Source organism: Wenzhouxiangella sp. YN1, assembly GCF_056324145.1.
Window position 1 is genome coordinate 106,865 of the sequence record NZ_JBJNIO010000115.1, and the last position, 20,463, is coordinate 127,327.

Annotated in this window: 17 protein-coding genes; 9 read left to right on the forward strand and 8 right to left on the reverse strand. The window is 64.9% G+C overall.

Features of this window, described 5'->3' with window-relative positions; all coding sequences use genetic code 11:
* Positions 1 to 14: 14 nt before the first annotated feature.
* The 5 genes from ACEWQZ_RS03260 to ACEWQZ_RS03280 all read left to right on the forward strand — a co-directional run bounded on the left by ACEWQZ_RS03260 (position 15) and on the right by ACEWQZ_RS03280 (position 4,554).
* On the forward strand, positions 15 to 1,184 hold the full coding sequence (locus ACEWQZ_RS03260; protein ID WP_476481642.1) for an acetyl-CoA C-acyltransferase: 1,170 nt from the start codon (positions 15 to 17) through the stop codon (positions 1,182 to 1,184).
* A 4-nt stretch (positions 1,185 to 1,188) separates the two neighbouring features.
* Complete coding sequence (locus ACEWQZ_RS03265; protein WP_476481643.1) at positions 1,189 to 2,082, forward strand: hydroxymethylglutaryl-CoA lyase; 894 nt, start codon at positions 1,189 to 1,191, stop codon at positions 2,080 to 2,082.
* 55 nt (positions 2,083 to 2,137) lie between these two features.
* Complete coding sequence (locus ACEWQZ_RS03270) at positions 2,138 to 2,542, forward strand: GxxExxY protein (RefSeq protein WP_476481644.1); 405 nt, start codon at positions 2,138 to 2,140, stop codon at positions 2,540 to 2,542.
* A gap of 84 nt (positions 2,543 to 2,626) precedes the next feature.
* Positions 2,627 to 3,397: an SDR family NAD(P)-dependent oxidoreductase gene (locus tag ACEWQZ_RS03275; protein WP_476481645.1), complete on the forward strand. Its 771-nt coding sequence runs from the start codon at positions 2,627 to 2,629 to the stop codon at positions 3,395 to 3,397.
* A 320-nt stretch (positions 3,398 to 3,717) separates the two neighbouring features.
* Positions 3,718 to 4,554 (forward strand): mechanosensitive ion channel family protein, encoded by an 837-nt coding sequence (locus ACEWQZ_RS03280; protein ID WP_476481646.1) that lies wholly within the window; start codon positions 3,718 to 3,720, stop codon positions 4,552 to 4,554.
* A gap of 116 nt (positions 4,555 to 4,670) precedes the next feature.
* Here the strand turns inward: ACEWQZ_RS03280 and ACEWQZ_RS03285 are convergent, their stop codons facing one another.
* The 3 genes from ACEWQZ_RS03285 to ACEWQZ_RS03295 all read right to left on the reverse strand — a co-directional run bounded on the left by ACEWQZ_RS03285 (position 4,671) and on the right by ACEWQZ_RS03295 (position 8,279).
* A complete protein-coding gene (locus ACEWQZ_RS03285; protein ID WP_476481647.1) occupies positions 4,671 to 5,474 on the reverse strand; it encodes an NYN domain-containing protein in 804 nt (267 codons plus the stop codon).
* A gap of 322 nt (positions 5,475 to 5,796) precedes the next feature.
* Positions 5,797 to 7,695, reverse strand: coding sequence for a DUF2207 domain-containing protein (locus ACEWQZ_RS03290; RefSeq protein ID WP_476481648.1), 1,899 nt, complete (start codon positions 7,693 to 7,695; stop codon positions 5,797 to 5,799).
* Positions 7,692 to 8,279 (reverse strand): LemA family protein, encoded by a 588-nt coding sequence (locus ACEWQZ_RS03295; RefSeq protein ID WP_476481649.1) that lies wholly within the window; start codon positions 8,277 to 8,279, stop codon positions 7,692 to 7,694. The genes ACEWQZ_RS03290 and ACEWQZ_RS03295 overlap by 4 nt, the downstream gene beginning before the upstream one ends.
* Before the next feature lie 281 nt (positions 8,280 to 8,560).
* On the opposite strand from ACEWQZ_RS03295, the gene ACEWQZ_RS03300 reads away from it, so the two are divergent.
* Complete coding sequence (locus tag ACEWQZ_RS03300; RefSeq protein WP_476481650.1) at positions 8,561 to 9,100, forward strand: alpha/beta hydrolase; 540 nt, start codon at positions 8,561 to 8,563, stop codon at positions 9,098 to 9,100.
* 103 nt (positions 9,101 to 9,203) lie between these two features.
* Here ACEWQZ_RS03300 and ACEWQZ_RS03305 read toward each other — a convergent pair whose 3' ends face one another.
* Both ACEWQZ_RS03305 and ACEWQZ_RS03310 read right to left on the reverse strand, forming a co-directional pair.
* On the reverse strand, positions 9,204 to 9,713 hold the full coding sequence (locus ACEWQZ_RS03305) for an REP-associated tyrosine transposase (protein ID WP_476481651.1): 510 nt from the start codon (positions 9,711 to 9,713) through the stop codon (positions 9,204 to 9,206).
* Positions 9,714 to 10,282: 569 nt separating this feature from the next.
* Entirely contained in the window at positions 10,283 to 12,244 is a 1,962-nt protein-coding gene (locus ACEWQZ_RS03310) for an acetoacetate--CoA ligase (RefSeq protein ID WP_476481652.1), read from the reverse strand.
* 144 nt (positions 12,245 to 12,388) lie between these two features.
* Here ACEWQZ_RS03310 and ACEWQZ_RS03315 point away from each other — a divergent pair, with 144 nt between their 5' ends.
* The 3 genes from ACEWQZ_RS03315 to ACEWQZ_RS03325 are packed head-to-tail and all read left to right on the forward strand — an operon-like array spanning position 12,389 to position 15,068.
* Positions 12,389 to 13,357: a peptidylprolyl isomerase gene (locus ACEWQZ_RS03315; RefSeq protein ID WP_476481653.1), complete on the forward strand. Its 969-nt coding sequence runs from the start codon at positions 12,389 to 12,391 to the stop codon at positions 13,355 to 13,357.
* An 8-nt stretch (positions 13,358 to 13,365) separates the two neighbouring features.
* Positions 13,366 to 14,295: an ABC transporter ATP-binding protein gene (locus ACEWQZ_RS03320; protein ID WP_476481654.1), complete on the forward strand. Its 930-nt coding sequence runs from the start codon at positions 13,366 to 13,368 to the stop codon at positions 14,293 to 14,295.
* Complete coding sequence (locus ACEWQZ_RS03325) at positions 14,292 to 15,068, forward strand: ABC transporter permease (RefSeq protein WP_476481655.1); 777 nt, start codon at positions 14,292 to 14,294, stop codon at positions 15,066 to 15,068. The genes ACEWQZ_RS03320 and ACEWQZ_RS03325 overlap by 4 nt, the downstream gene beginning before the upstream one ends.
* 121 nt (positions 15,069 to 15,189) lie before the next feature.
* Here the strand turns inward: ACEWQZ_RS03325 and ACEWQZ_RS03330 are convergent, their stop codons facing one another.
* From ACEWQZ_RS03330 to ACEWQZ_RS03340, 3 genes are all read right to left on the reverse strand, one after another.
* Positions 15,190 to 16,962, reverse strand: coding sequence for a DUF3300 domain-containing protein (locus ACEWQZ_RS03330; RefSeq protein ID WP_476481656.1), 1,773 nt, complete (start codon positions 16,960 to 16,962; stop codon positions 15,190 to 15,192).
* Between the two features lie 137 nt (positions 16,963 to 17,099).
* Positions 17,100 to 18,530 carry a hypothetical protein gene (locus ACEWQZ_RS03335; RefSeq protein ID WP_476481657.1) on the reverse strand — a complete coding sequence of 477 codons (1,431 nt, stop codon included), beginning with the start codon at positions 18,528 to 18,530 and terminating at the stop codon, positions 17,100 to 17,102.
* Positions 18,531 to 18,560: 30 nt separating this feature from the next.
* The gene (locus tag ACEWQZ_RS03340; RefSeq protein WP_476481658.1) at positions 18,561 to 20,123 is read right to left on the reverse strand and encodes a DEAD/DEAH box helicase; all 1,563 of its coding nucleotides are present in this window, start codon (positions 20,121 to 20,123) and stop codon (positions 18,561 to 18,563) included.
* Positions 20,124 to 20,463 lie beyond the last annotated feature (340 nt).

Genomic DNA, 20,463 nt, shown 5'->3' on the forward strand with positions numbered 1-20,463 from the left:
CACGGATTTGCCTCATGACCGATTCCATTGTCATCGTTTCCGCTCGCCGAACCGCCATCGGCTCGTTCCAGGGCCAGTTCGCCCCGGTCAAGTCGCCCGACCTGGGCGCGGCCGCCATCAAGGCCGCCGTGGCCGATGCCGGCGTCGACGGCGCGGACGTCTCCGAGGTCATCATGGGCTGCGTACTGCCCGCCGGCGTCGGTCAGGCGCCCGCGCGCCAGGCCGCGCTGGGTGCCGGGCTACCGGTTTCGACCGGCTGCACCACCATCAACAAGGTCTGCGGCTCGGGCATGAAGGCGGTGATGCAGGGCCACGATGCCCTGCTGGCCGGCTCGGCCGACGTCATCGTCGCTGGCGGCATGGAGTCGATGACCAACGCGCCCTACCTGAGCGAGCGCGGCCTGAGAATGGGGCATGCGAAACTGCTCGACCACATGTTCTTCGACGGCCTGCAGAACCCCTACGACGGTCAGATGATGGGGCAGTTCGGCGAGCAGTGCGTGGCCAAGTACGGTTTCACCCGCGACGACCAGGACGCCTTCTCGAAGGCCTCGGTCGAGCGCGCCATGGCCGCGATCGAGTCCGACGCCTTCGCCGCCGAGATCGCTCCGGTCACGGTCAAGACCCGCAAGGGCGAAGCGGAAGTCGACACCGACGAGGAACCGGCCAAATCGCCGGTGGAGAAAATGCCCAAACTGCGTCCGGCCTTTGCGAAAGACGGCACCATCACCGCAGCCAGCTCGTCGAAGATTTCCGACGGCGCGGCAGCCCTCGTGCTGATGCGTTCAGGCGAGGCCGAGTCGCGCGGTGCAGCGCCGCTGGCGCGCATCGTCGCCCACGCCACCCACTCCCAGGAGCCGGAATGGTTCACCACCGCCCCGGTGGGCGCCATTTCGAAAGTGCTCGACAACGCCGGCTGGAAGGCCGACGAAGTCGATCTGTTCGAAATCAACGAAGCCTTCGCCACCGTCACCATGGCGGCGATGAAAGAACTCGACCTGCCGCACGACAAGGTCAACGTCAACGGCGGCGCCGTCGCCCTGGGCCACCCCATCGGCGCCAGCGGCGCGCGCATCGTGGTCACGCTGATTCACGCCCTGAAAGCCCGCGGCGGCAAGCGTGGCGTTGCCAGCCTGTGCATCGGTGGCGGTGAGGCCACTGCACTGGCCATCGAGCTTGTCTGAGGCCATGAGTGACGCCGTCACCATCGTCGAGGTCGGGCCGCGCGACGGGCTCCAGAACGAGCCCTACACCATTCCGACCGGGGTCAAGATCGAGCTGATCGAACGCCTCGCCGACACCGGCCTGGGCGTGGTTGAAGCCACCAGCTTCGTAGCCGCCCCCGCCATCCCGCAGCTGGCCGACGCCGAGGAGGTCTTCGGCCACATCGAGCGCAAGAGCGGCGTGCGCTACCCGGTGCTGGTGCCCAACGAGAAGGGCTACGAGCGCGCCCGCAAGGTCGGCGCCGAAGAAGTCGCGGTCTTTACCGCCGCCTCCGAAGCCTTCAACAAGAAAAACATCAACTGCACCATCGCCGAGTCGCTGGAGCGCTTCGCTCCCGTGCTCGCCCGCGCCCGCACCGACGGCGTGCGCGTTCGCGGCTACGTCTCGACCGTGCTCGGCTGCCCGTACCAGGGCGATGTGCCGATCGCGGATGTCGTGCGCGTCGCTGAAGCACTGCACGACGCCGGCTGCGCGGAAATCTCGCTGGGCGACACCATCGGCGTGGGCACGCCGGGCAAGGCACGCGAAATGCTGGAGACCGTCGCCCGTTCCGTCCCCATCGGCCAGCTCGCCGTGCACTTCCACGACACCTACGGCCAGGCCCTGGCCAACATTCACGCCTGCCTGGAAGCCGGCGTGCGCGTCGTCGACTCCTCGGTCGCCGGCCTGGGCGGCTGCCCGTTTGCCCGCGGCGCCACCGGCAACGTCGCCACCGAAGACGTCGTCTACATGCTCAACGGCCTGGGCCTTGAAACCGGCATCGACCTCAAGGCCCTCGCCCGCGTCGGCGACTGGATCGCCGGCGAACTCGACCGCCCCCGCTCGAGAACGGGGCAGGCCATCCTCAAACGCAATTAGGTGCACTCTGGAAGCAGAAAACCTCTGAAACGCAAAGACGCGAAGACGCAAAGAAATGAGTGAATCGCGAGCTGCGATCGAGGGGACAGCCACAGCCATTGTGGATGCCATGGTCAAGGTACATCGTGCGTTGGGCCCGGGCCTCCTTGAGTCAACCTACCAAGCGTGTCTGGACCACGAACTACGCCAGCGCGGGCATGAAGTAGCGACCGAAGTCTTTTTACCAGTTCACTATGATGGAATGAAAATCGATGCCGGCTTTCGGGCAGACATGATTATCGATCGCTCGGTGATAGTCGAAAGCAAAGTGGTCCAAGCCATTCTTCCTGTTCACAAGACTCAGCTCTTCACCTATCTGAAACTTTCGAATCATCGGCTTGGACTGCTGGCCAACTGGAATTGTTCACTGATGAAGGATGGCATAACACGCGTGGTCAACAACTTACCAAGACATGCATAAGCATAGCGTCAGTTCTTCTTTGCGTCTTCGCGTCTTTGCGTTTCAAAGGTTTTGCTTTTGATCTTCAAAACACAGGAGTTTTCAATGGATACCAACAACATCAAGGCCGTCATCACCGGCGGCGTTTCGGGGCTGGGCCTTGCCGTGGCCGAGCATTTCGTCGCGCTCGGCGGCAAGGTCGCCTTACTCGACGTCAATGAAGACAAGGCCGCCGAGGCCGTCGGCAAGCTCGGCGAAGAAAAGGCGAAGTTCTTCAGGACCGACGTCACCAGCGAATCGGAAGTCGAAAACGTACTCGGCGAGGCGAAAGACTGGCTCGGCGAGATCAATGTTGCCGTCAACTGCGCCGGCATTCTCGGCGCCGGCCGGGTACTCGGCCGCGAGGCGCCGATGCCGCTCGAGACCTTTTCGCAGACGGTCATGGTCAACCTGGTCGGCAGCTTCAACATCAGCAAGGCAGCGGCCAACCTGATGCAGCACAACGAGCCCAATGACGACGGCGAGCGCGGCGTGATCATCAACACCGCGTCGGTCGCCGCCTACGAAGGCCAGATCGGCCAGGCCGCCTATTCGGCATCCAAGGGCGGCGTAGTCGGCATGACCCTGCCCATGGCACGCGAGTTCACCCGTTTCGGTGTACGCGTGATGACCATCGCTCCGGGTGTCTTCCACACGCCCATGGTCGACATCATGCCCGAGAAGGTACAAAAGGCCCTGGGCGAATCCATCCCGTTTCCCAAACGCCTGGGCAAGCCCGAAGAATACGCCCGCCTGGCGGCCCACATCGTGGAAAACGCCTACCTGAACGGCACCACCCTGCGCCTCGACGGCGCCGTGCGGCTGGAACCGAAGTAAGGCGCGCATTCCACCGACCCGCGTCCGTCGGCGTTACATCGCCGACGGACAACGCCGGATCGACCGGGTGATGCAGGTCGGCGTTACATCGCCGACGGACAACGCCGGATCGACCGAGTGATGTAGGTCGGCGTTACATCGCCGATGGACAACGCCGGATCGACCGGGTGATGTAGGTCGGCGTTACATCGCCGACGGACAACGCCGGATCGACCGGGTGATGTAGGTCGGCGTTACATCGCCGACGGACAACCTTGACGTAGCCCCACCGTCGGCACATCATTCGCCAACAACCCGAACAATAGCGAAGGGAGCCCCACATGGAAAGCCTGCAGCAGTGGTTCGCCAATCTCGAAACCGGCCAGATCATCGCGGTTGCCTGGCAAGTTGTCGGCGCGGTCCTGATCTTCATCATCGGCCGCTGGGTCGCCAAAGCGGTTGTCGCCCTGGCGCGGCGCACCATGACGCGGCGACAGCTCGACGCCATGCTGGTCGCCTTCATCGGCACCATCCTCTACGTCCTGCTTCTGATGTGCGTGGTCCTGGCATCCATCAGCTACCTGGGCATCGCCATCACGCCGCTGATCGCCATTCTCGGCGGCGCCGCGCTGGCCATCGGGCTGGCGCTGCAGAACAGCCTCTCGAACTTCGCCGCAGGCGTCATGCTGGTCGGCTACCGCCCCTTCACCAAGGGGCACTTCGTCGAGGCCGGCGGCGTGTCGGGCACGGTCGATCGCGTTGGCCTTTTCAACACCCGCCTGGTGACCACCGACAACCGCAGCGTGATCGTGCCCAACAGCCAGATTACCACCAGCCCGATCACCAACTACTCGGCGTTTGACACCCGTCGCTGCGACCTGACCATCGGCGTGGACTACGCCGACGACCTGAAGGTGGCGCGCGCCACGATCGAAAGGGTCATTACCGGCCACGAAAAGGTGCTGAAAGACCCCGAGCCGGCCATCCTGCTGATGGACCTGGCCGACTCCAGCGTCAACTTCGCGGTGCGCCCCTGGGTGAACGCGGCCGATTACTGGGTCGTGCGCAGCGAACTGCTCGAGCAGATCAAGGCCGAGCTCGAGGCGGCCGGATGCTCGATTCCGTTCCCCCAGCGCACGGTGCACCACATCGGCGAAGGATCGGCGGGCGACGATTGAGTCGTCCGTCGCGGATGTAACCGCGACCTGCGCGAGCGGCGCACAGCCGCCGGTCAACCGTCGATGCGATCAACCGCCCGATGTAGGTCGGCGTTACATCGCCGACGGACGACGCGTCACTCTTCGGACTTGATTGACCGGATGATGTAGCCGCCGGATTTCTCATCAGGTTCGAGTTCGACCAGCCCGGCCTTCTGCGCCTCCTCGAGCAAGCTGTTGAAGCTCTTGAAGCCATGATACGACTCGCTGAAGCCCGGCTGCCGGCGCTTGAGCGCCTGTTTGACCATGGAACCCCACACTTTCTCCTCGGCATCGCGGTCGGCGGACACCGCCTCGGCTGTTTCCAGCACCAGGTCGAACGCTTCCTGCTGTTTCTTGTCGATCTTTCGAGCCGCTGTCTTCTTCTTTTTCTTCGTCACCTTCTTCTTGCTCGCGGGCCGAGGTTTCGTGCGGATGAGGTCATCGTAGAAGATGAATTCATCGCAGTTGGACATCAGCAGATCGGACGTGGAGCTCTTCACGCCCACACCGATCACCGTCTTGTTGTTTTCCCTGAGCTTCGAGACCAGCGGCGAAAAGTCCGAGTCGCCGCTGAGCAGCGCGAACGTATCGACGTGGCCCTTGGTGTAGGCCAGATCGAGTGCGTCGACGACCATGCGGATATCGGCCGAATTCTTGCCCGAGATGCGCACGTGAGGAATATCGATCAACTCGAACGCCGCCTCGTGCATGGCCGGCTTGAACTCGCTGTAGCGGCCCCAGTCGCAGTAGGCCTTCTTGACCACGATATTGCCCTTGAGCAGCAGCCGTTCGAGCACCTTCTGGATGTCGAAGGCCTCGTAACGCATGTCGCGCACGCCCAGGGCGATGTTCTCGAAGTCGCAGAACACGGCCAGGTTGCGGGTCGGGTTGGATGTCATGTTGTCTACCGTTACAGATCAGAAAGTTGTCGATACTCTGCTTGAAAAACCCCTAAAACGCAAAGGCGCAAAGCAGTTCAGGACGCAAAGAAGATCAAGAACGAAGATCAGAAACGAAAACCGGAAGCACTTGAACCACGGAAGTCACGGAATGCACGGAAAAACATTTCGGGGTCACCTTTTATGTCCCTGGCATGCAATGAGCGAACACCTTGATTGAAGTTTCTTCCGTGTTTTCCGTGTCTTCCGCGGTTAACCGATTTTTTCTTCGCGCTCTTTGCTGCTTTGCGTCTTTGCGTCTTTGCGTTTCAGAGGTTTCGGATTACCAGCCGCCGCCGCCACCGCCACCTCCGCCACCGCCGGAGAAGCCGCCGCCACCGCCGCCGGAGCTCGATCCCGGCGCGGTCGAGGCCGATGCGGTGGCGCTGGCCAGGCTCGAACCCAGCGCGCTGCCCAGGCCGGCTGCGCTGAAGCGGCCACTGCTGACGGTGGCCGGATACCAGTGCCGGGTCTGCGCGGTGCCGACCTGCGCCGCTGCTTCGATTTCGGCGGCAAAGCGCTTGGCCCAGGTGTCGGCGGCGTCGAGCGCGACGGCATAGGGCAGCAGGCGCTCGAACTCCTCGAAGGTTTGCGGCGGCGCGTCGCCGTGGCGGCGCTCGATGTCATCGCGCTCGGCGACGGTCAGGTACAGGCGCAGGCCCTCGATATGATCGAGCAGCAGGCGCCCTTTCAGCGTCGGCGCGCGCATCCAGCTCCAGAACAGGCCATTGACAAGGGCAATGACCACCACGATCAGCGCGGGAATCCAGCCGATCATGTGACCGAACAGGCCCAGGATGATGACGCTCGCCGCCGCAAAGGGCAGGCTGAAGGCGGTCAGTCCGATCGCTCCGAGCAGGCCGGTGACGCCCTCGAGATCGCGCCAGGAACGATACACGCGCATCAGCAGCACGGCCGTGCCCAGATTCCAGACCGTCTGGTGCACGGCCAAAGAGCCGGCAACGAACTTGTCCTCTCCTGGCAGGCTCATGATCATGCCCAGCAGGGTCGCGATGGAGACCAGGATGCCGGGAATCACCCACCAGCGGTTGAGCTTGAAATAGCGCCCCTCCATCCGCCCGGAAAGCGCCTTCTCGTGCGCCTTCAGGGCCGCCCTGACTGACTTGTGGTTGGACCTCTTGAACGTCAGGCGCTCGCCCAGGCGCTCGAGCAGTTTGCCCTCGGTTGCCGATTCGGTCTCGCCATCGAGCCGCTCGGCAACGTAGCCGTCCGCGCCCTTGTCGAGCCTGAGCGCGCCCTTGACCGCCAGGCTGACCAGGGCGGCGGCGGTGGCAGTCTTGTCATAGCCCATCTTCCAGACATAGCGCAGCATGGCCGGCGAATAACCCTGTGGCGGGTTGTAACGCGCATAGATCGCGCCGCCGTCGGGATCGCGGCCGACCCGCGCCCAGGCAAACAGGTACCACAGCGCCATCACGAGCGTGCCGGCCGCCCCGATGATCGCCACGCGATTGTCCCGGGCATCCAGCCGCAGCTTCTCTGCCGCCGTGGGCTCGTTGACCAGGCCCTTGGGAAAACCGACCGCAATGGTCAGCCCCTCGCCGGGAGAGAGCCGGCGCGTCGTTTCGAAACGGGCCCGTCTGCCGCTGACTACCACGCTGCGCACGTCGCTGCCCTGCTCGCCCTGAAGTCCGGTGTAGGCATCCAGGCGCAGCTCCTCCGGCCCGGCGCCGGCCGGCAAGTTCACCACGGCGCTGGCCCGCTCGATCGGAAAGGCCCAGGCGTTTCCGGTCACGTTCCAGTAGAGCTCGTCGAAATCCTCGAAAAAGCCGACCTGGCGCGCGGTTCGATAGCTCAGCTCGTAGGTGTGCCGACCGTGGTCGAGCGTCCGGTCGGCGCTGCCGAAATAGACCCGCACGCCGTTGCTGATCGACTCGATATGCCAATCCTCGCGCTCGCTGTTGCGGCGCACGTCTGTTATCTCGAACGGCACGCTCACGCGCCTGCCGTCGCGCTGCGGGTAGCGGGTGGGGAAATCCCGGTAGATACCGCGCCGGATCTCGCGCCCCTCGGCCAAGACGGTTATCGTTTCGGTGACCAGCAGCTCGCCGGAAGGCTGAACCTCGATCTCGCTGGCGAATTCGGCGATGCGCTCCTCGGCGGCCACTGCCAGCGGCGCAAGCGCAAGCAGAAGCAGAAACCGCGCCAGGCCGGATGTCACCGGGACGCCTGCTCGTTTACCGAAAGCAGGCGGGCCACTTCGGGAACCGAGCGCGCCTCGATATCGGCGCTGAAGTAGCTTGCCTGATCAAAGCCCGTCAGCCGCGCGATCAACAGGTCGGGAAACTGCTGGACTCGGGTATTGAGATCGCGCACCGCGCCGTTGTAGAAGCGCCGCGCGTGCGAGAGCAGGTCTTCGGTCTCGACAAGCTCGTCGGTCAGCTGCTGAAAGCTCTGGGTGGCCTTGAGGTCCGGATAGCTCTCGGCCAGCACGAGCAGGCGGCCCAGACCGGAGGCCAGCGCCCCTTCGGTTTCGGCCATGGTCAGAGCCCTGCCCTCGCCGGCGGCCTCGCGCGCCCGCGAACGCAGCGCCGTGATCTCCTCGAACACGCGCTGCTCGTGCCCGCTGTAGGCACGCACCGCCTCGACCAGCTGCGGCACCAGATCCTGGCGACGCTGAAGCTGCACGTCGATATCGGCAAAACCATTCCGCACCAGGTTGCGCGAGCGCACCAGCTGATTGAAGATGAAGACAGCCCACACCAGCAGGACGAGCAGAACGGCAATCAGGACTCCCTCGATCATCCACAGATTCTACATCGGACCGAAACAACGAGATATGCCTGTCCGCGTTTCTTGAGCATGCCGCTAACCGACCACGGCCCGGGCGGCGAAAAGGGGGATTCCGTCCGACGCAGGTCGCGGTCACGCCCGCGACGGACAAAGCTCGAGGCCCTGTTCATGCGTGTACCACATTCACCCCAACCATCAAGGTGGCCCGTCGGCGATGTAACGCCGACCTACGATATTGGCACCCCGCCAAAACGATGCAACAATCCGGACCGGACACAGGAGTGAATGAACGTATGAGCCAAACCACGACAACCGTCATCTTCAGCCACGGCCACCTCTCCAGCCCGCAGAGTCTGAAAATCGTCGAACTCGAACCCATTGCCCGCCGCGCCGGCTTCGACACCCTGGCCATCGACTATCGCGACCAGCGCGACGACCCCGTCGCGCGCGCGGATCGGCTGATCGAGGTCGTGCGTGGGCAGGCCGTCGAACCCGTACTGGTCGGCTCCTCCATGGGCGGCTGGGTTGCCATGCACGCCGCCGAAACCGTTCCCGTCGCCGGCCTGTTCCTGATGGCCCCGGCCCTGTTTCTGGAAGACCGCGTACCCAATGGCGTAGTGCCAGAAAGCTACGCGCCCCGATCGAACCGGCTCGCCGTGATTCACGGCTGGCACGACGACATCATTCCGTGGCAGCACAGCCTGCGCTTTGCTGAAGCGAACAACACCGCCCTCCACCTCCTCGACAGCGACCACCGCCTCGAAAGCGCCCTGCCCGAGCTCAAGGCCATCTTCCGGCAATTCATCATGCCAACTGGACAACCACCCGCGTAGGTCGGCGTTACATCGCCGACAGACGACGTGGATGGCTGGAACACACATCGCTTGCATGTGAACGCAAACCCCGAACGCCGTCCGTCGCGGATGTAACCGCGACCTACTCGAGATCCATGCCGGAAATGTGCTTCGGCTCGCTCGTCCCCCAGGAATGGCTGTACTGCCCCCGCTCGACCCAGGCATGAAAACTGGACCAGCGGTACTGGCAGGCCATGGCCACATAACCGTGCCTGACCGGGTTGTAGTGCAGATAATCCAGATGCAGCCTCAGATCCCGGTCGTCGCGCAGCATGTGGTCGTAGTAGCGACGCTGCCACAACTGCCGCCACGGCAACCGCCGGTCGCGTCGTGAAAAAGCCACGCATCGCTTGAAGCAGGAAACGATCTGCGGAATGGTCGCTCCGTCGTCCACCACCAGCATCCAGTGGAGGTGGTCATCGAGAATCACGTGCGCCAGATGCCGAAACCCGTGTCGCGCCTTCGTTGCCCGAAACCCCTCTACCACCATGCGCTTTTCTGCAGCCGCGCGCAGCCACGGCCGCCGCTGTGCCGACACCAGCGTCAGAAAAACCCAGCAGTTGTCTCCGAAATAGCGTCTGTAGCGAGGCATGCAGGCATGATGCACCGCCCCGTGCTGCGAGGCATCCGCCGCCCCGCCCGCCCCGCCGTAGGAATTCAACCAGAAACACCGTAGGTCGGCGTTACATCGCCAACGGACACCCTCTCCGATCGGGACACGCATCGCTCACATGTAAACGCAAACCCCGAACGTCGTCCGTCGCGGATGTAACCGCGACCTACCCGACCCTCCGACAAACCACCCACGTAGGTCGGCGTTACACCGCCGACGGACAACCTGGCCGATCGGAACACGCATCGCTCACGTGTGAACAAGACCCCGAACGTCGCCCGTCGCGGCTGTAACCGCGACCTACCCGACCCTCCGACAAACCACCCACGTAGGTCGGCGTTACATCGCCAACGGACAACCTCTCCGATCGGGACACGCATCGCTCACATGTAAACGCAAACCCCGAACGTCGTCCGTCGCGGATGTAACCGCGACCTTACCCGACCCTCCGACAAACCACCCACGTAGGTCGGCGTTACACCGCCGACGGACGACCTCTCCGACGAACCCCCACGCAGGTCGGCGTTACACCGCCGACGAGCAACGCTTCAGCTTTGCAGCTCGTCGAGGTCGCGGTACTGTTCCAGCGCTTCGGGGTTGGCCAGCGCCGAAGTGTTCTTGACTTCACGATCGTGGATGACGTCGCGCACGGCCAGTTCGACGATCTTGCCCGAGACCGTGCGCGGAATGTCGGACACGGCCACGATCTTCGCCGGCACGTGGCGCGGGGTAGCGTTGGCGCGCACGGTCTTGCGGATGCGGTCCCTGAGCTCGTCATCGAGTTCGATGCCGTCTCTCAGGCGCACGAACAACACCACGCGCACGTCGCCCTCCCATTGCTGGCCAACACAGATCGACTCGATGATCTCGTCCAGTTTTTCGACCTGGCGATAGATCTCGGCTGTGCCGATGCGTACCCCGCCGGGGTTGAGGGTGGCGTCCGAGCGCCCGTAGATCACCACCCCGCCGGTGGGTGTCAGCCGGGCGTAGTCACCGTGCGACCAAATGCCCTCGAACTTCTCGAAGTAGGCCTCGCGATATCGCTTGCCATCGGCATCATTCCAGAACTTCACCGGCATGCAGGGAAAGGGCAGCGAGCAGGTCAGCTCGCCGGTTTCATCCTCGACCACGCTCCCGTCATCGGCGCGGATCTCGACCTTCATCCCCAGCCCGCGGCACTGCAGCTCCCCCCTGTAGACCGGCAGCAGCGGATTGCCCAGCGCAAAGCAGGAGACGATATCCGTGCCGCCGGAAATCGAGCTCAGCTGCAGATCGTCGCCCACGTCGCGATAGACGTAATCGAACGACTCGGGCAGCAGCGGCGAGCCGGTCGACAGAATGGCCCGAAGATGCTCCAGCCGGTGAGACTCACGCGGCTTGATACCGGCCTTTTCGCAGGCCGAAATCCACTTCGCGCTGGTGCCCAGCACCGTCACGCCCACTTCATCGACGAGATTCCACAGCACATGACCGTCGGGATGGAAGGGCGAGCCGTCGTAGAGCACCACGGTCGAACCCACGGCCAGCCCGGAGACCAGCCAGTTCCACATCATCCAGCCGCAGGTGGTGAAGTAGAACAGCGCGTCGTCGCGCTTCAGATCGGTGTGCAGCTGCAGTTCCTTGAGGTGCTGCAAGAGCGTGCCGCCGGCGCCATGGACGATGCACTTGGGCACACCGGTGGTGCCGGAAGAATAAAGAATGTAGACCGGATGGTCGAACGGAAGCTGCGCAAAGTCGATGTCCCGCGCGTCGTTGTCAACAAAATCGTCCCAGATCACGGCATGATCAATACCGGAAAGATCCGGATCGTCGTCCATGTAGCCGGTCACGACGATGCGTTCGATCGACGGCATCTTCTCGGCCAGCTCGGCAATCCGGCCGAGACAATCATGAACCTTGCCGTTGTACTGGTAGGCAGCGGCGGCGAACAGCACCTTGGGTTCGATCTGACCAAAACGATCCATCACGCCCTGCACGCCAAAATCGGGCGAGCACGACGAAAACACCGCGCCGATGGAGGTGGCCGCCAGCATCGCGATGACGGTTTCGGGCAGGTTGGGCAGATAGGCCGCGACGCGGTCGCCTTCTTCCACGCCCATTGCGCGCAGCGCGGCAGCAACGCGCGCAACTTCGGCGTAGAGCTCGGCGTAGCTGATGCGCCGGTGAACGCCGTCTTCGTTGGCAAACACCAGCGCCGTATGACGATCACCACGATCGTTGCAGTATTTCAGCAGGTTCTCGGCAAAATTGAGCCGGGCCTGCGGGAACCAGCGCGTGCCCGGCATTGCCGGCCAGTTTTCCACCGACGTTTCGCCGCGGGTCTCGGCCACCACGCCGCCAAACTCCCACAGCGCCTGCCAGAAGGCCTGCGGATTGTCTACCGACCAGCGATACAGCGCGTCCCAGTCGTGCACGTGGGGGTCAAGCTCCTGGTTGACGAGCTGGATGAAGCGGGACAGGTTGGCTCTCGAAAGGCGCTCGGCCGAGGGCCGCCACAAGGGTTCGGTCATGATGCTGTCTGCGTTGTCTTGAAAATCCGGCCTCAAAGGGTACCCAACTCCACCGGGCCCGTCACCTGTACTTTGGTTCGTCGTTGCCACGCGCCCGGAGTCCTCGCGTAGAATTCGGGGCTCCCCAACCGACTGATGGACACCATGAAAAAGATCGCCACCCTGCTTCTTCTGATTGCGCTGGCCTTCCAGGTCCAGGCGCAGAATCCGCATGTATGGCTCGATACCGACCGCGGCCCCATCATCCTCGAGCTCTACCCCGACGACGCGCCGGTGACGGTCGAAAACTTCCTGCGCTACGTCGACGACGGGTTTTATGACGGCCTGATCTTCCACCGCGTGATTTCCGACTTTGTCGTCCAGGCCGGCGGCTTCGATCCGAACCTGAACTACCAGGAACCAACCTACGACAACATCATCAACGAAGCCGACAACGGCCTGAGCAATCGCCACGGCACCGTGGCCATGGCCCGCACCTCTGCCCCCGACTCGGCCAATGCGCAGTTTTTCATCAACGTCAAGAACAACGACACGCTCGACCCCGGCGGCAGCACCGATGCCGGCTACGCGGTCTTCGGCGAAGTGATCTCCGGAATGACTCTGGTCGACACGATGGCCGAACAGCCGACCAGCTCGATCACCTCCCCGCGTGGCACCATGCGCGATTTCCCCCGCGACACCCCGGTCATCCAGCGCGCCGTGCGCACCGACGGGTTTCCCCTGATGCCCGACCATAGCGGCTCGTGGTTTGATCCCGGCAGCTCGGGCGTCGGCTTCAACATCGAGATTACCGGTGGGGCTGACGACAAGCCGATGGCCCTCGTGTACTGGTACAACTTTGCCGAAGACGGCCAGTTGTGGCTGCTCGGCCAGACTGACTTCGAGTGGGGCGATCATGAGATCAGCCTGGATCTCCAGAGCCATCCGGGCAACGACGGAGACTCCGGCTTTCAGAATCCACCCGAATCGGACTTCTCCAGCTACGGCACCCTGACGCTGAGCTTCGACGGCTGCGACAGCGGCACGTTCGAGTACGACCTGAGCGGTTACGGCACCGGCACCGTCGACGTCATCCGGCTGTCGCAGCCCGACGGCTACCGCTGCGCTGAGTAACCGGCACCGTGGCCGCTCTGCTGAAAGTCGAGGCTCTCGACAAGCGCTATGCTGGCGGCCTGCACGCGCTCAAGTCGATTGATCTGACCATCGAGCGGGGCGAAATCTTCGCCCTGCTCGGCCCCAACGGCGCCGGCAAGACCACGCTGATCAACATCATCTGCGGCATCGTCACGCCCAGTTCGGGCAGCGTGACGGTCGACGGTCATGACACGGTGCGCGACTTCCGCATCACTCGTCGCCGCATCGGCCTGGTGCCGCAGGAGCTTCACACCGACATGTTCGAGACCGTGTTCGATACGGTCAGCCTCAGCCGCGGCCTGTTTGGCCTGGCGCCCGATCCGGGGCATATCGAGAACGTGCTGCGCGACCTGTCGCTGTGGGACAAGCGCGACCAGCCCATCATGGCGCTTTCCGGCGGCATGAAACGACGCGTGCTCATCGCCAAGGCGCTGGCGCACGAACCGAAGCTGCTGTTCCTCGATGAACCCACCGCCGGCGTCGACGTGGCGCTCAGGCGCGACATGTGGCGGCTGATCGATCGTCTGCGGGATACCGGCGTGACCATCGTGCTCACCACCCACTACATCGAGGAAGCCGAGCGCATGGCCGACCGTCTCGGCGTGATTCGCCGCGGCGAGATCATCGTTGTCGATGAAACCGCCGCGCTGATGAACAAGCTCGGCCGCAAGCACCTGAGCCTGCGCCTGGCAGAGGCCATGAACGCGCTGCCCGACGCGCTCGCTGACTGGTCATTGACCCTGACCGATGGCGGCCGGCGGCTGGACTACACTTTCAGCGCCGGAAACGAGCCCGATTGCGTGCCGGCCCTGCTCAAGCGCCTGCAGGATGAAAACATCGAGTTCACCCGCCTCGACACCCGCCAGAGCACGCTCGAAGAGATCTTCGTCGACCTGGTGCAGGATGAAGCCTCATGAACGCGCCCATGCTCAACCTGCGCGGCACCTGGACCATCTATCGCTACGAAATGGCTCGCTTCAGACGCACCTTGTGGCAAAGCCTGGTCACGCCCATTCTCACCACCGTGCTCTACTTCATCGTGTTTGGCTCGGCCATCGGCGCGCGCATCGGCGATATCAATACCGTCGATTACGGCGCCTTCATCGTGCCGGGGCTGATCCTGCTCACGGTGTTCACCCAGAGCCTGAACAACGCCTCTTTCGCGATCTACATGCCGCGGTTTTCAGGCACCATCTATGAAATCCTCTCCGCTCCCGTATCCACCGCCGAGCTGGTGCTGGCCTACGTCGGCGCGGCAGCAACCAAGTCGGTCCTGCTGGGGCTGATCATTCTGCTCACAGCGCGGCTGTTCATCGACCTCGACATCAGTCATCCCGCCTGGATGCTGGTTTACCTGATACTGGTCGCCTTCGCCTTCAGCCTTGCCGGGTTCATCATCGGCATCGTGGCCGCGAGTTTCGAGGCGCTGCAGTTCATCCCCATGCTGGTTGTCATGCCGCTGACGTTTCTCGGCGGGGTGTTCTATTCCATCGACATGTTGCCCGCCACCTGGCAAACGGTCAGCCTGTTCAATCCGCTGGTCTACATCGTCTCCGGCTTTCGCTACTTCTTCTTCGGCACAGGCGATGTCAGCGTCTGGGTCAGCCTTGCCGCCCTGGGCGGCTTCATCGGCCTGGCCCTGGCAATCATCTCCTGGATCGTGCGCACCGGCTACCGGCTGAAATCGTAGAAAAAGCCGCACATGGCAAGGCAGCGAAGTCGCGCGGGCAACCCGGGTCGGGTTTCCTTTGCGCTCTTCGCTGCCTCACTGCGCGATCTTGAAAGGAATTTTTACGTCCCCAGCCGCTGCATCAGCGCCGCTTCTCCCGACCGCCGCCACTGCCACGAACTCGGCTGGACGAGCGGCTTGATGGTCGACTCGAGGTCGCCCCGCGCGATGACCGGCTGCCGGCGCTGCGGCTGCTGCGTGCAGGAGCGGAGCGCGACGACCGGCTCGGAGCCGAAGAACGCGGCCGCGGTGCAGCGCGCGGGGCGGAGGCTGCGCGACCGCTGGAGCGGCTTCGACTCGGCGCCGACTGCCGGGCGGGCGCGACCGCGCCGCGGGAGATACTCGCCGGCCGCGATGTCGTCGATGAGCGGCTGCTGCGGCTCGAACGCGAGGGGGCTGAATGCTGTGTCGCCGAGCGCGAGCGCCCGGCTCCCTGCCGCACCGGCGGTGAGCTGCGCTCACCGCTCGAGCGGGAAGATCGCCTGGGAGCTGAGCGCTCCGAGCTTCGGCGCTTCGATGCTCCGCTGCTCGACCTTGACGGGCGGCTGCCCGAGCGCTGGCTGGATGCCTCGCGCGAAGAGGACGAACGCGGCGTCACGCGTGTTGACGAACCACTGCGCAGCGACTCATTGACGCGTCCGGCTCGGCTGGACGTCGAACGGCTGCTGTCGGACGCGCGGCTGCGCGACTGGCTGCGGGCGGGCGCACGCCCGGTAACGGTGCGATTGCGCTGCGATCTTGCCGCGGTGCCATTTGACCTGGCGCTTGCCGAGTGCCCCTCACCGGCACGGCGTGTGGCCGCACGTGATGCGCCCGAACGATTGCGCTCAGATACCCTGGCGCTGCGCTGCGATGCCGCCTTCGAGCGCGAGGTGGCGGTGCTGCGTGTGCGCGCCGTGCGATCGAAATCCGTGCTGGACCGACGCTGTGCCGCCCACTCGCGATGATCGGAGCGGGTTACCGCCCGATTGGTTCGCGAGCTGGTGCGCGCCGATGCCGGCCGATGGTTGTCGACAAAACGCGCTTTCTTCACGCGGCCGCGGTAGCTAACGCCGCGGCGGTGTCGCGGATCGTGCTTCCAGTGGCGGGCGTGATTGAAACGCGCTACCTGGCGACCGGAGTGGAAGCGATGATCGCGATAGTAATGATGGTGATTGACTACCACGACCCGGCGCGTTGCCCAGTGGAACGAGCTGAAGTAGAAGCTCGGCCGAATATGGTAAGGACGGCCCCAGTAAAAGCTCGTGCTGACGCTGAAGCCGCTGGGACGATGCCAATAGTGCGGCGGATAGCTCGACCAGCGCCAGCTGGAATAAACAACGCGCGGATCATAGTAGGGCACGTACACCGTGCGCGTGCGCGCCGGCTCGATATAGATATATTCCTTTTCGCGCACTACCTTGACATGATCATTGCTCTGCAGGTGGCCACCGGAATAGGCTTCCGAGCGCAGATACTGGATCGAGGCGATCACCTCTTCCTCCTGTACCAGGAAGGCATCACCAAGGTCCTGGGTCCACTGCAGATCATCGTCCATGCGCTCGAGCAGCTCGGGAAACGCCACCAGCGCCTTGACGCTGGCATCCCAGTTGCGATGCTCGACCGCGGCCACGGCATCTTCGCCGCGCAAGTCCGGATGCTCACGCGAAAAGCGCGCCGCCTGGATCACTTCGAGCGGATAGGTCGCTGCGATCAACAAGTGCGAGAGCACGCTGTCGGGATACAGCGCCACCGGCGCCAGCATCGAGTCGAGTTCAGCCTGAGTGAAATGGTCATCGTTGGCCTGCACCTGACCGGTGGCACTGCAGCCAACCGTCAGCAGAAGGGCGAAAACCAGCGTCGTCAGCGTTTTCATGTCGTTTCCTCCTTGCGGCATTCCGCGCCGCGTGCAGTCTTTATACCGCGCACTGCCTGAAGTCAGCCTGAACAGGCTCGCCGGCAAGTCGTGACGCACCAGCTGCCGCCAACAACGGCCGCCGTCGCGCCGGCTGATCAGGCTTCCCGCTTTACGCCGGCCGGGCCGAAGACGCCCTCCACCGTCTTCCGCGCGCGCTCGCCCTCGATAAGCCGCCGGCCCTCGATCAACCACTGCCGGACCGCGCCGCAGTCGTCCGGCAGGGCGTCTCGCGGTATCCCGCCGGGCGGTGGGCTGGGCTGCCAGCGCGCGTCCAGCGACAGCAACCAGTCGAGTCGGGCCGTGGCCACCCACAGGCGCTGTCCACCGCCGGGTTCGACAAGGCTCAACGCCCGGCCTTCGCGCACCAGCTTCGAAAACCACGGTGTCCAGCCCCCCAGCGGCACGGGCAAGACCAGCCCCAGGCCCGACTCGCCCTCGCGCTGGGTCATGAAACCGATCTGTTCCAGCAAACGCTCCAGCGCTGTCGTGGAAGGCTGTAGCGGTCTGAAGTTGCCGCTGGACACCGGCGGCGCCGGCGTCCTTGCCCCACGTGCCGGCGGCTGCGCAGGTCGGGATCGGCCCGTGCGCGCAGTCCGCGCAACGCCGCGTGGCCGCACGCCCGCCGCCGGCGGCGATGCCGGACGCTCGAAGTTGCGCGTTCTGCGCTCCTCGGCGTCGTCCTCGTCCAGATAGCTGTAGCGCGGGGCGTGAATCAGCGCCTCGGCCAGCGGTGAAGGCTGCCGGGTTTCCACGGCGTGGACCTCGACCTTGCCCGACTCCAGCTGCCCTAACAGGCGCTGCAAGCCGGCCAGATCCATGTAGTCGTCCAGGCAGTCCGACAGCGCCTGGGCCACCAGCGGATGATCGGGCACCTCGCGCGCACCGCTGAGGTTTTCCAGACAGGCGAGCTGGTCGGGAAACACACAGGCGATCAGGTTCTCGGCCTGGCTGCGCTGGCGCTGCGAGGGCAGCCGTCCGCCGAGGCCGTTCTTGAGCAGCACCAGCGCGTTGTTGGCGCACCAGCGAAAGCGGGTCACGAACAGCGGGGTGTCGAGCATGGCCTGGGTGAGCACGTCGGCGACGTTGTTCGAGCTCACGAAGCGCGCCACCGCCGAGAGCTCGAAACGGCTGGTCACGCCCAGCGAGATCAGCACGCCGTCATCGGTGGCCGCCGCCTGCAGCTCGAAGTTGAACTGGCGGCAGAAGCGCTTGCGCAGCGCCAGCCCCCAGGCGCGGTTGATGCGCGCCCCGGCAAAGGTGTGCAGCACGATATGGCGATCGCCTCCGGGGTCGGCGAACTGCTCGATCACCAGCCGCTTCGGCCCCGGCAGCGCGCCCAGCCGCTGGCGCGACTCGGCCAGCATGCGCGCGGCCTGGGGATCGAGCCCGTCGTGCGATGCGCCCGAGACAACCCGGAGCATCGCCGCGGCCATTTCCGCGGTGCGCCCCGGCCCTTCGCCGAACCAGAACGGCAGCTCGCCGGCCTCGTCCTCGGCCGGCTCCACGCGCACCAGGCCGGTGAGCACGCGCAGAATCCGCCACGGACGATTGCCGAGCTACAGCACCTGCCCCGGCGACGACTCGAAGGCCACCTCCTCGTCCAGGCGCCCGACGACATCGCCGGTGTCGACGCGCACCACGTCGTACTCGAACCACTCGGGAATTGTGCCGGCGTTGGTCAGCACCAGGCGGTCGGCCTGGGGGTGCGGCTTGTAGCCGCCGCGCCCGTCGGCGATCAGCAGCGGATCAAGCTGCTCGGCGGGCATCATTTCCGGGTGCTCGGCAAGCGTCGCCAGCAGCGATTGCAGCGTTTCACGCGAGATTTCCCGATACGGTCGGGCGCAGCGCACGATCTCGAGCAGCTCGTCCACCTCACCGACGCCGTTGACTACCAGTGCCACGAGCTGCTGGGCCAGCACGTCGAGCGGCGCCTGCAGGGGCAGCACGGCATCGACGCCGGCCTCGGCGATCACCTCTCGCAAGGCCCGGGTTTCCAGCAGCTGATTGAGCGTCAGAGGGAACAGGTGCATGCACGGCTGGCGCCCCGGCCGGTGGCCGCTGCGACCCGCGCGCTGGCGCACCAGGTTGACCGAACCGGGCACGCCGATCTGGCAGACGCTCTCGACGTGGCCCAGATCGAGCCCCAGCTCCAGCGAGGCGCTGGACACCATCACCCGCAGCTCCCCGGCCTTGAAACGCGCCTCGATGGCCTCGCGGTGTGCCGTATCCAGGCTGCCGTGGTGCGCACCCACCTGCCCGGGCTGGCCGGCCGCCTCCAGCAGCTCGTCGAGCGTGGCAGCCGTGCGCTCGACCTGGGCGCGGGTCTGGCAGAACACCAGCAGCGAGCGATTGCCCAGGGCCCGCTCCGCGATGCGGGCGTGGATCTGCTCCCAGTGGATGGAGTTCGGGTACGGGCCCAGCGGCATGCCGGGCAGTTCGATTTCCAGCTTCACCGGCCCGGGCTGGCCCGGCGCGACGATCTGGCAGTCGTCCGAGCCGGTCAGAAAGCCCGCCAGAGCCTCGGCCGGCCGGGCCGTGGCCGACAGGCCGACGCGCTGCACCGCGCGGCCGGCCAGACGATCCAGGCGCGCCAGCGACAGCGCCAAGTGCGCGCCGCGCTTGCTGTCGGCGATGGCGTGCAGCTCGTCGACCACCACGGCCTCGACCCTGCGCAAGAGCGCGCGGCCGCCGCGACTGCCGAGCAAAACGAACAGCGATTCCGGCGTGGTCGATAGAATCTCGGGTGGATTGCGCCGCTGGCGGCTGCGCTCGATTCGCGGCGTATCGCCGCAGCGCAGGGCGATTGTTGGTGCACGACCGTGAATCTGGCCGGCCGCCTCCAGAAGCGGCGCGAGGTTGAGGGTCATGTCGCGAGCCAGCGCCTTGAGCGGCGCGATATGCACCGCCCGCACCCCGCGCCCGCGCGCCGGCGTTTCGACCAGGCGCTCGACCAGGGGCCGCCACGCCGCCAGGCTCTTGCCCTGCCCCGTCGAGGCAATCAGCAGCGCATGCCGCTTTGCGCGCAAAACCGGCCAGGCCGAACGCTGCACCGCCGTCGGCTCGCCCACGACATCGGCGAACCAGCCGTCGAGCTCCGCCTTGACATCGAATAACGACATGCCCGCATTATGCCGGCAGATCACGCGTGGGTCGCGGTTACATCGGCAGCGGGCGGCATTCAAGGTCGTGTTCACTCGTGAGCTACGCGTGTCCAGGCGTTCCAGGCTGTCCGTCGCCGATGGCACGCCGACCTCCGCGGGCCGCCAGCAGCCGCTCAGCGCCGCAACCACCCGCCGCCACACGGCACCCCATCCCCCCGACCCGCCACACCTGCCGCCCCCCACGCGTCGGTCGCGGGTACATCCGCGACGGACGACGTGTCAACCCTGATCACACGTAGCGCACACGCGCCCGGAACCGCTCACCTCGCCCGTCGGCGATGTAACGCCGACCTACGCA